The following is an 11,258-nucleotide window of genomic DNA, read 5'->3' as shown; positions in this document are numbered from 1 at the left end:
TGATCCGGGCGGGCTTTTCATATCCTTTCCGTATCGAAACAATCCCCGACCTGCGCGATTGTCAACGCCCTGTAAAAGCCCTATGATTAGCTAGGGAAAAATCAGGGGGCTCTGGAAATTCGATGATCCGTTCGGAATTGATCCAGAAACTGGCTGACGAAAATCCGGGCCTGACGCTCCCGGAAGTCGAGCGAATCGTCGATCTCTTCTTCAAGGAGATTGTCGATCGACTGGCGTCGGGCGGTCGTGTCGAACTGCGCGGCTTTGGCGCTTTCACCACACGCGCCCGTGACGCGCGAACCGGACGCAACCCGCGCACCGGCGAACAGGTGCCCGTCAGCGCCAAGCGCGTGCCCTATTTCAAGCCCGGCAAGGAAATGCGCGAACGGCTGAATGCCGATCATGAGGATTGACGATCGCGTCGCCCTGCGTTGACCATCAAATCGCGCTTGGCTCTGCCGATCCTCCCGACTATAGCCAGCATTGGTAATGCGGGCGTGGCGAAATCGGTAGACGCAACGGACTTAGACCATTGAGTGCGCACAGGGAAATCTGTGACGTAGAACTGCTCAAATTCGGGGAAACCTTTAACATGGCAATCCCGAGCCAAGCCTGAAAGTCCGCTTTCAGGAAGGTGTAGAGACTAGACGGGCAGCACCTGCGCCCCGGCCTGCCGGGATATGGTGAAGGGATAGTCCAGACCACAAACGCCCCTCCGGGCGGCGGCGAAAGCCGTAGCTGGTAAGAAAATCCGTCGGGCTTTGCCCATGGGGGTTCAAGTCCCCCCGCCCGCACCACCGCCTCATTCTTCTAACAATAGAATGTTCATTCGATAGCGGTTGCCAAGGATAACGGTACCGCGTCGCTCGGTTACACAATCGGCCGGTTGGGCCTTCAGGGCCGCGCCTGCTACTACGGAGCATGGCCCGATGGATATCAGTCGCAGACAGATGATGATGGCAACGGCGGCAACCCCGCTGGCAGGACGGATCGATGCCGCCCTGCCAGCGGCGGCGGCCGTCCGGCCCGATGACGAAAGCCATTGGGCCAAGGTCGCTGCCCATTATGATGTGGTGCCTGACATCATCCAGCTCGAAAACGGCAATTGGGGCATGATGGCCCGCCCGGTGCTGGAAACCTATGAGGCCAAAGTCCGGCAGGTCAATCGCGCCACCAGCTATTATGCCCGGCGTGGCCTGACCCCGGATCTAATCGCAATACGCAACCGCGTCGCGACCAAATTGGGGGCCGATCCGCAGGAAATTGCCTTCACCCGCAATGCAACCGAAGCGCTCAAAAGCCTGATCGGAGGCTATAACCGGCTGCAGCCGGGCGACGCCGTGCTCTATGCTGATCTGGACTATGACAGCATGCAGGCTTGTTTCGGGTCGCTCAAACAGAGCAGGAATGTGGATGTCGTGCGCATCGACCTTCCCGAACCTGCGACGCACCAGGGGCTGATCGACACTTATGAGCAGGCGCTCAAGGCCAATCCGCGCGTTCGCCTGATCCTGTTGACGCATCTTAGCCATCGTACCGGATTGGTCATCCCCGTCCGGGAGATTGTGGCGATGGCGCGGGCGCGCGGCGTCGATGCGATCGTCGACGCTGCCCATAGCTGGGGCCAGATCGACTTTTCTCTAGCCGATCTGGATGCCGATTTCATCGGCTTCAACCTGCACAAATGGTGGGGCGCGCCGCTTGGCGTCGGCCTCATCTACATCCGCAAGACGAAGATCGACCTGATCGATCCTGACATCGGCAATGAACCGCCCTTCGCCGCCAATGCCTATGCGCGCGTCCATACCGGCACGGTCGATTTCGCAGCGCAATTGACCGTTCCCGCCGCGCTCGATTTTCAGGACGCAATCGGCGGCCCCGCGCGCGCCGCTCGGCTCTCCTATCTGCGCGATCGGTGGGCTGAAACGCTTCGCGGCACGGCCGGACTGGAGATCTTGACGCCCGCCGATCCGCGCCTGCATTGTGGGATAACCGCCTTCCGTTACACGGGCCACAGCAGCGCCAGCCAGAATGCCGCTATCGCCCGGCGACTGCTCGACGAACATCGCATTTTTTCGGTTCAGCGCGATGGACCGGCACGTGGTGCCTGCGTCCGTATAACCCCGGCTTTGTTCAACAGCGCGGGTGATATGGATGCGTTGGTAAGGGCGCTCCGCTCGATCGGCGCCACGCTTTAGCCAGCGAAGAATCCGCGTCGATTGTCACCAAATCTACGCGGACCAGTCATTAAAATGAATGACCGTGTCGATAACCGACTCGGCCCATGGACGATCAGGGCATCAGTGACATCGGGCGCATGGCAGAAAGCCGGTTATGGGCCGGCTGGGCAAGCCTGCTCGCGCAGGTTGAACGCCTGACCCGTCGCAGCGATAGCGAAGATCTGCTGCATGATGCCTATGTGCGCATGGCGGCCCGTTCCGCCAAGCCCGACAATGAAGAGGCATTTCTGGTCCGCGCGGCGGTCAATCGGGGTCGGGATGCCTACCGCCGGGAGAAGGTGCGCGGTGGCCCTGACGGGGATGATGCTTTGGAAAGGCTGTGCGACAACGCCCCCATGCAGGACGAAGCCATCATCGCCAGGGCGCGACTCAAGCGCGTGAGTGAAGGCATAGAGCGCTTGCCACCCCGGACGCGCGAAGTCTTTATGCTACAACGTATCGACAATCTGAAATATAGAGAGATTGCGGAACGGCTGAATATCAGTCAAAGCGCGGTCGAGAAACATATGGCCAGGGCGATGACCTTCCTTGGTGACTGGACGAAGGATTGGTGACTCTGGACATGCACGGCGAGCGCCCTCTTGACCGGACCGCCGCCGAGTGGATTGCCAGGCTGAACGCGGATGACCGTAGCGCCGCGGACGAGGAGGCCTTTCGTGTCTGGCTCGCCGCCAGCCCCCGCAATGCCGCCGCCTTCGAACAGGCCACCGATCTATGGGCGATGGTGCCCGGCTCCACGGTCAAGCTGGACACTCGCACCCCGCTTCTATCCCGGCGGCGCATCTTGGCCGCCTGCGCCGGAACCTTGGTAGTAGGCGGGGCGGGAACCGTGGCGATGCAATCGGCGCTGGCGGGAACGCGCTATGAAACCGGCATCGGCGAACAGCGTCGCGTCGCACTGGCGGAAGGATCATCGCTTTTCCTCGATGCGGCGACACGGGTTCGCGTATTGGCCACTACATCGCGAAGGCGGCTCTGGCTCGACCAGGGGCGCGTCTCTCTGGTCGTCACGCCAGCCCCTGTGCCATTCACGATTGCGCTGGATGATGGGGCTGCCGCAGCCGGACCTGGTAAATTCGACCTTCGCAGGGACCCGGAGAACCGGCTTGCCCTGACCGCCCTGTCGGGACAGGCGGAGGTAGCGCTCAACGGCAAGACCCGCCTGCTTGATACGGGTGAGCGCTTACGCGCGCGCAACGATGCAGCACCGCCGGTCGATCACCCGGACCTTGAGGCCACGCAAGCCTGGCAAAGCGGCCGTGCCGCGTTCCAGGATGATCCCCTGACCATCGTTGTGGCTGAAGCCAACCGTTACAGCCCAACGAAGCTGGTGATCGCTGATCGGGGTGCGGCCGATCTTCGGGTCAGCGGCATGTACCGGATGGGGGACAATCTGGCACTGGCACAGGCTCTGGGCCAGTTGCTTTCGATCCGGGTTCGGCGCGTGAATGAAACCGTCCTTTTGGGCGGATAAAAAATTACGTCACCTGGGGTGAGGTAGATGGCCGGTGATGCGTCGGGGGGATGCGGCACGATATGGCCGCTATCCTAGGGGGATGTTTTCCGTGACCATTTATCGCTCGCGCAACCTGCGCCTTTCACTTGCCATGGGCGTCGCGCTGGCTGCACTATGCGCCGCGCCTGCCCATGCGCAGGAAAAATCCGCGTCCGTACAGATTGCGGCCCAGCCGCTCGGCCAGGCTTTTCAGGCTCTGGCCCGCCAGACCGGCACTGACATATTGTTCACGCCCGCCATCGTGTCCGGCCTGACGGCAACGCCGGTACAGGGTCGCATGGGCGCGCGCGCTGCCGTCGAACGCATGATCGCTGGAAAGGGATTGGTCGTACGCCAACAGCCCAATGGTGCGCTGCTCATCGTGGCCGCAGCGGCAACCGCGCAGGACATGGGCCTGACCACGCCCGTCGAAACACCGGAGATCATCGTTACCGGCTATGCCGCCAGCCTATCGGGCGCACTCGCACAAAAGCGCGCCGCCACCAATGTCGTCGATGTGGTAAAGGCCGAGGATATCGGCAAATTCCCGGCGCAGAATATCGCAGAAGCGCTCCAGCGTGTGCCCGGCGTGTCGATCGTGCGTGATCGCGGCGAAGGCGTGTTTGTTCGTATTCGTGGCCTCGGCGCGAATTTTCAGGTCGTAACGCTCAACGACCGCGCGGCCGCTGTGAACGAAAATGTCCGCGATAGCGGCCAGAGCGGACGCCAGTTCCGCTTCGACACGCTGCCCTCCGAACTGATGTCGGCGGTGGAGGTGATAAAAAGCCCCCGCGCTGACCTGGCCGAAGGCGGCATTGGCGGCACCGTCAATCTCCAGACCTTTCGGCCGATCGACCTGAAAAAGCCGGTTCTTGCCCTGTCCGCAACCGCCAGTTCACCGCGCCTGGCCGATGCTGTCGATCCGCGTATTTCCGGCATGGCCAGTTGGGTCAATGATGCCGGCACCTTCGGCGCGCTGGTCGCGGCTGTCTATGACGAGCGCACAACACGGCAGGATCGCGTTACGGGCGTAGGTTGGGTCGAGGGCCGTATCGACAGCGACGGCGATGGCGCATTGGATGGTGATACCATTCTCGTTCCCAACAGCACCCGTCCAACGCTGGAGCGGGAAAATCGCAATCGCATCGGTTTCAACGGCGCGATCCAGTGGCGACCCGATGATCGGTTCGAACTCAATATCGATGGCCTGTGGAGCAAGCTCAAGATTGACTATGACGAACTGACCTATTCCACCGACTTCTCGGCCACTGCCCTGCGCGCCATAGTGCCGGGCACGGCAATCGTCGAAAATGGCGTACTGACCGCCGCCACGGTCGCCACCTCAACGCAGATCGGGCGCGAAACGTCCCGTCTGGAATATGAAAACTGGCTGATCGGTGCCAACGCCAAATGGACCGCCAATGGCTGGACCCTGATGGCCGATGCCAGCATGGGCCGTGCCTATTCTAACACACCAACGCCCATCTACCGCTCGCGTCTGCTCGGCGCTGTCGGCAATGTCTCGTTCAATTATGGCAAGGTCGGCGAACGCCTGCCCAATATCAGTTTCCAGACGGCCGACCTCAACGAGCCAACGACGTTGCCCGGACGCCGGATCGAATATCGGGTGAACGACTCGCTCGACCGGCAACGCGCCGCAACGTTCGATATCGCACGCGATCTCGATGGTGCGGTCCGCGCACTGCGCGCCGGTGCGAAGATCGAAAAGCGCGACCGCACCTATAATCGCCGCGATATCAATTTCACCAGCGGCATCGCGGGTCGACGCTTCGACGCCAGCTTTTTTGAGGCCTTCCCCGTCAGCGATTTTCTGGACGGGGTCGGCGGCACCCTGCCCAACAGTTGGCTGATGCCCAATCCCGACCGTTTTCTTGAAGTCGCAACGGGTAAGGAGGCCTTGCTCAACGCACCGCTGACCCGCGGCGACCTTCGCAACAGCTATGCCATCGATGAACGCATCATTGCAGGCTATGGCATGGGCGAATTCGAATTTCCTTTGGCAGGCATAACGATCCGCGGCGATGCAGGCGTCCGCTACGCCCATACCCGCCAGACATCGTCCGGCCATGCCGACAATGGCACGGTCGCCGTGCCGGTGCGGTTCGAACGCAATTATGACAATATTCTTCCCGCGTTGAACCTGGTGGCGCAGTTCACGCCGAAATTGCAAATGCATCTCGCCGCGTCAAAGGTCATTACCCGCCCCTCGCTGGCTGACCTTGCCCCGCGGCTGACGATCAATTCCAACCCGACGATATTAACCGCCGTTGGCGGCAACCCGGAATTGCGTCCGTTCGAAGCCTGGCAATATGACGCCACGCTGGAATGGTATTTCGCCCCCGGCAGCGCGCTGATCGGTGGGGCTTTCTACAAGGACATCACCACCTTCGTCTTTCAACAGACGCGCAGTTTCAATCTGGATGGTCAGGCTTATCGTCTGACCGCCCCGGAAAATGGCGGCAATGCCTATGTCGCGGGTATCGAAATCGCCTATCAGCAATTGTTCAAAATGCTGCCAGAACCCTTCGACGGCCTTGGCTTCCAAGCCAACTATACGCACACGGCGAGCAAGGGCACCTATGCCATGTCGGACGGAACCACCTTCCGCGACGACCTGACCGATGTGGCGTCCGATAGCTTCAACCTTACCGCCTTCTATGAAAAGGGGCCGGTCGGCGCACGCGCGAGCTATAGCTGGCGCGGCAAGGTGTTGCGCGACGTTGGCGGTGCCGGTCTGGCGGCCAATAATGACGCGGCCTTTGGCAGTCTCGACTTCGATATTTCCTACAAAGTGACGCCAAATGTCACATTCGTCGTCCAGGGGATCAACGTCGCCGGTGGCGTGCAATGGCAATATATCCGCGACAATCGGTTCGCAGGCTATACCGACTATGGCACGACCCTGATGGCGGGTGTTCGGGCGCGTTTCTGATAGCGCGACGCCGCCCTCTACCTCATTTCTCAAGGAGTAATATGATGCGCATTCCTTCCGCAAAGTGCCGTCTCGCATCGGTCGTGGCAGGCATGATGCTGGCCTGTTCGGCTATCGCCGCGCAGGCGCAGGAAGCGCGCAATGTCATATTGTTCCTGGGGGATGCGGGCGGCGTGCCGACCCTGAGCGCTGGGGGCATCATGGCGCATGACCGCCCCCAATCGCTTTTCATCCATTCGATGCCGAATATGGGCCTGTCGGACACTTCAGCGCTGAACAATTGGGTTACTGATTCCGGCGCGGGCATGACGGCGATCATGACCGGGCGAAAGACCAACGGCTCGATGATATCGGTCTTGCCTTCGGGCGCGGACGGAGCCGTTACCCCGGTCAAAACTTTTCTGGAATATGCCGAGGAAAAAGGACTTTCTACCGGCATCGTCACCAATATGAAGATTTGGGACGCAACCCCGGCTGCCTGCTACGCCCATGTTGCGTCGCGCAAGAATCAGGACGAGATTTTCAAGCAAATGCTTGCGCCCCGTTTTGGTGATGGCGTTGATATATTGATCGGCAAGGGACGATCAGACGCCATCGCCTCTTTTGCCAAACGACAGACGACAGCGGAACAGGCCTTCGCGCAAGCTGGCTATGTGTTCGGCGATGATCCCACCATCGTGCATGGCGCAAAGCGAGCGGCCGTCCTGCGCGACAACGACTTCGCACCAATCCCGGCCGTGGAAGCCACCATCGCCCAGCTCGCGCGCAATCCCAAAGGCTATTTCCTTATGGTCGAATGGGACATGCACACAGATAATCTGGCGAACGGGCTGAAGCATGTCGTCGAAATGGACGATATGATCCGCCGCGTCAGCGCGGTGGCGGGCAAAGATACGCTCATTCTCTTTACCGCCGACCACAGCTTTGGTCTGCGCATGGGTGGAGGCAAGCGGTCGACACCATTGGCCGAACAATATGCAGCCGAAGCCGCAAAGCCCGGAGCAACCCTCGCAAACAACCCTATCATCAGCGTGGAAGACGGCCATACCGGCGAAGAAGTCATCACCACCGCGTCAGGCCCTGGCTCAGAAAAAGTTCGCGGATTCTTCGCCAACACTAAATTGTTCGATTTCATGATGGCAGCCGTCGGCTGGACGAAGGACGAATGATCGCCGCTCCTCTGCCACAATGAGGCAGTGCGAAAGGAACAATAATTAATAAACGCCATTGCTGTCGGATTGCCGCTTACCTTTTACAGGCTTGAAAAAGCCTGATGTCCTATCTTCCGTGCCTTGCCGCCGATGGGACCCCATGGCAAAGATCAGGCATGACTGTTGAAACGGACCATCATCTGATGATGCTCAGCCTCCCTAATGGCGTCGGCGTCAGAGCCTCTGATGATCCGGATTCACCTATCCTGCCGCGCTTCTTCTCTGGATATGACCGCGCCTTCGTCCTCCCTGACGAGCGGGAGGATCTGGAGGGTTTCAAAGCGTGCCTTTCACTCAATCGCAGTCATCGTCATGCCTTTGGCCGTACCCATTCCGAACTGGTCGCCCTCTTTGAGGATGCGGGTGGTACGCTCCTTGGTGGTGCCAATTTTCTGGCGACAGCGATCAGTCATCACCCAGCGCGCACCATGGCAACGATCGCCCTCAACTATGTCTTTGTCGAAGAGGCTGCCCGTGGACGCGGCCTGTTACGCACGATCCTGGGCGGTGCCCGCCAACTGGCCCTTATGGCGCTACGGTTGGACCCTCATGGCCCGCCACCCGCGCTATTCATTGAACAAAATGATCCTTTGCGACTGACGGCCGAGGAATATGCCGCCGACACCACGCATTCGGGCACTGACCAGATAGACCGACTCGCAATCTGGTCGCGCGTCGGAGCCCGTATCGTAGATTTCCCCTATGTCCAGCCAGCCCTGTCAGCAGGGCAGAAAGCCGATGACGGCCTGATCTATGCGGCGGTCGATTATCCGGGGGATAGTATCGATCCGGGGTTGCTGCACGATCATCTGGAAAGCTTTTTCGGCATTTCGGTGCTGAAGGGCGCAATCGATACGCCGGACGGTATTGCTGGTGCGCAGCTCAAGGCGCTCGCGCATCTGTCCGTGCCGGTCGCCCTGTTGCCGATGGAACCAGCGCTCGACTGGCTGCGTGACGGTCGGGCAATCGATGAATTTGAGAGCTTCCGTGCACTTGCCGCGGCGGCCGACCGGGGGAGTTAGCGGAACATGGTGGTTCGGGGGGACTGGCAGGACGCACAAGGATATGAATCCGCTCGGCCGGGCACACTCTATTGGACATTATCGCTCTATATCAATCCCGGTCGCGTCGCCGCTGCAGCAGGCCAGCCCAACCTGCCGGTCCGCCACGATCAGTTCAGCGCCGTACAGGCGGAGCATTTACCCTCATTGCTTCTCCGCAACGCGATCGATCCGTTGTTCAATGATATTGCCGATCGTGAGGTGCTGGGCGCAGTGCAGGAGCATCTGCTGGCCGCTATCGACGCGCCGGACCCGGCTCCCGATGCGGATCATCGCGCGAGGCGCAGGGCAGCGGAAAAGGCAATCCGCGCGCATGAACGTCTGATTTTCACGCCTCCCGCTGCCGTGCAATGGACGACTGAGGGCGTCACGTATGAAACAGCACCAGCAGGGCTGGGTGACGATCGTGTCGTTCGATTTCGCCGGTTCTGGCTGGCGCATAATAATGGCGCTCTCAGCTATCATCTGTCGTTCAGCCATCATTATGCGTCAGTCCATGCCGACGGCGACGGTGCGGGCTATGATCCTGCCACCTTTTATTTCCTGTCCCTGCTGCAAAAGCTCGCCGCGCCCAAGGAATTTGAACTTGATGCGCTTTTTCAGCCGGGTCGCACTGCGTCGGTGTTCGACGAAAATCTTGGGATCGCCCCGCTCGACCAGATGACGGTAACCAGCCCGGACGGCACGAGCGAGCGCTTCTGGCCCTTTGTGAAGCGGCGGATCATCGAAGATGGCGAAAGTCTATTTGATCGGATTGCCGCACAAACCGGGAATCCGCGCGCGGACGATCTTGCCACCTATCTCATCGACGAAGTGCCATTCATCGAAGTACCCCGACTCACCGTACCCAAATCGCGCTTCATGTTCCTGCTGCATGATGAACGCTTCTTCAAGCGGCTGATGCCGCTTGATCCCGTGACGGGTGAAAGTGCGGCACGCAAGCTGATGGTGCAGGAGCAATGCTATCTCCCCTATCAGCGGAAGCTGGAAGAAAGAACAGACGCTGCCGAGGCCGGTGACGGCGTTGTGCGGTTGGACGAAAGCTATTGGGACTGGGTGACCGCGCAGCCGCATTATGCCGAATGGCTCCGCGGGCGCACCCCTGCCTTACGCAAAATTGGCGGCGGCAAATTTCGCACCGTCGAGGAAGCGGCGGCGGCGATCCGCACCGGCGATGCCGAGCGGACAATGGACGAACAGGGAGCGCGACTGACGATACCACAGCCTGTTCGGATACCGGCGTTCGAACCCCAGCGCACCGACTGTCTCGACTATCTGTTTCTGGCCGGTTTCAATCAGAACATCGTCGATTTCATGAATCAGGACACGTCGGAAATTCTGGACAGCATCGATCCCATCTATCCCGACAGCGACGAGCAGTGCGATGAACGCTTTTTCGTCCGCTACGCCAATCATCGCGCGATGATAACCTACGTTCCCAAAAGCCGTAGTCTCGAAACGGGCAACGACTATATCGGCACCTGTCCCTATGCTTTCCTGATACACGTACTGGCGCTCCACAATGAATATCTCGCGCGCGAACATGAAGTAAAGAGCATGGCGCGGATCGAGCGCATCGAATGGTTGGTCGCCGACGAGGATGAGCGCATACCGCTGAGCGCTGAAGCACTGGCACTTGAACAAAGTGAAAAGCTCAACGGCAACGACCTGTTCGACAAGGCAGAAATGGCGATAAATCAGGTCAAGCTGGCCGAGTATCGCGAATATGAACGCTTCCGCTATGCGAACCCTTTTCGTTACGACACGGAACGCGATGTTTTCGCGAAATTGGAAAGTTTGCGCGGAACACAGCGCAAGAAAGAAGCGCTCGCGCTCGCCGTCGCCAGCCTGGAAGACCATGCCAGCGATCTTCAACGCCGTCATCAGGCCAGTGCTGACCGGGCCGCCGCACGGCGCGATACACAGCTCAACATTCTGCTTGGCGGGACCGGCATATTTGGCGCGGGCCAGATGATCTATTGGATCGGCGACAATGCGGCGGGTGCCCCCTCCGCTACGCAGGCGAAGGATGCTGAACCCGTAAATCTCGATTTTCTGGCACTGCCCGATGTCGCGCTCCAGGGGCAAGCGATTATGGATTGGACAGAAGCGCTCATGTTCTACGCGCTGATCTTTTTCGTGCCCTTCTTCTTTTATGTCCTGGGTGCCGCAATGTGGGGATGGATCCGGGGCAGGTGGCTGGGCCGACAGATCAGGGGACTACTGACCTCGTGGCGGCGAGCGCGATAGGCACGAAAATCCCCAAGCCCAGACAAGGTATAAGAACATAAGACATGG

Annotated in this window: 8 protein-coding genes; all 8 read left to right on the top strand. The window is 59.9% G+C overall.

Annotation, left to right across the window (positions count from 1 at the left end; translation table 11 throughout):
- The first annotated feature begins 122 nt into the window (after positions 1 to 122).
- The 8 genes from V2I08_RS02860 to V2I08_RS02825 all read left to right on the top strand — a co-directional run bounded on the left by V2I08_RS02860 (position 123) and on the right by V2I08_RS02825 (position 11,210).
- Positions 123 to 413: an integration host factor subunit beta gene (locus tag V2I08_RS02860; RefSeq protein ID WP_037480067.1), complete on the top strand. Its 291-nt coding sequence runs from the start codon at positions 123 to 125 to the stop codon at positions 411 to 413.
- Positions 414 to 929: 516 nt separating this feature from the next.
- Entirely contained in the window at positions 930 to 2,198 is a 1,269-nt protein-coding gene (locus V2I08_RS02855; protein ID WP_349633829.1) for an aminotransferase class V-fold PLP-dependent enzyme, read from the top strand.
- 86 nt (positions 2,199 to 2,284) lie between these two features.
- A complete protein-coding gene (locus V2I08_RS02850) occupies positions 2,285 to 2,794 on the top strand; it encodes a sigma-70 family RNA polymerase sigma factor (RefSeq protein WP_349633828.1) in 510 nt (169 codons plus the stop codon).
- An 8-nt stretch (positions 2,795 to 2,802) separates the two neighbouring features.
- Entirely contained in the window at positions 2,803 to 3,714 is a 912-nt protein-coding gene (locus V2I08_RS02845; protein ID WP_349633827.1) for a DUF4880 domain-containing protein, read from the top strand.
- 91 nt (positions 3,715 to 3,805) lie between these two features.
- Positions 3,806 to 6,688: a TonB-dependent receptor gene (locus V2I08_RS02840; protein ID WP_349633826.1), complete on the top strand. Its 2,883-nt coding sequence runs from the start codon at positions 3,806 to 3,808 to the stop codon at positions 6,686 to 6,688.
- Between the two features lie 41 nt (positions 6,689 to 6,729).
- Positions 6,730 to 7,857 (top strand): alkaline phosphatase, encoded by a 1,128-nt coding sequence (locus tag V2I08_RS02835; protein WP_349633825.1) that lies wholly within the window; start codon positions 6,730 to 6,732, stop codon positions 7,855 to 7,857.
- Between the two features lie 158 nt (positions 7,858 to 8,015).
- Positions 8,016 to 8,921 (top strand): hypothetical protein, encoded by a 906-nt coding sequence (locus V2I08_RS02830; protein ID WP_349633824.1) that lies wholly within the window; start codon positions 8,016 to 8,018, stop codon positions 8,919 to 8,921.
- Positions 8,922 to 8,927: 6 nt separating this feature from the next.
- Positions 8,928 to 11,210 carry a hypothetical protein gene (locus tag V2I08_RS02825; protein WP_349633823.1) on the top strand — a complete coding sequence of 761 codons (2,283 nt, stop codon included), beginning with the start codon at positions 8,928 to 8,930 and terminating at the stop codon, positions 11,208 to 11,210.
- The last annotated feature ends 48 nt before the right edge of the window (positions 11,211 to 11,258 follow it).

This window comes from Sphingobium sp. MK2, from assembly GCF_040170545.1.
Classification (GTDB): Bacteria; Pseudomonadota; Alphaproteobacteria; order Sphingomonadales; family Sphingomonadaceae; genus Sphingobium.
Note: the sequence above shows the minus strand (reverse complement) of the source record. Positions and strands in the feature narration are given on the sequence as shown.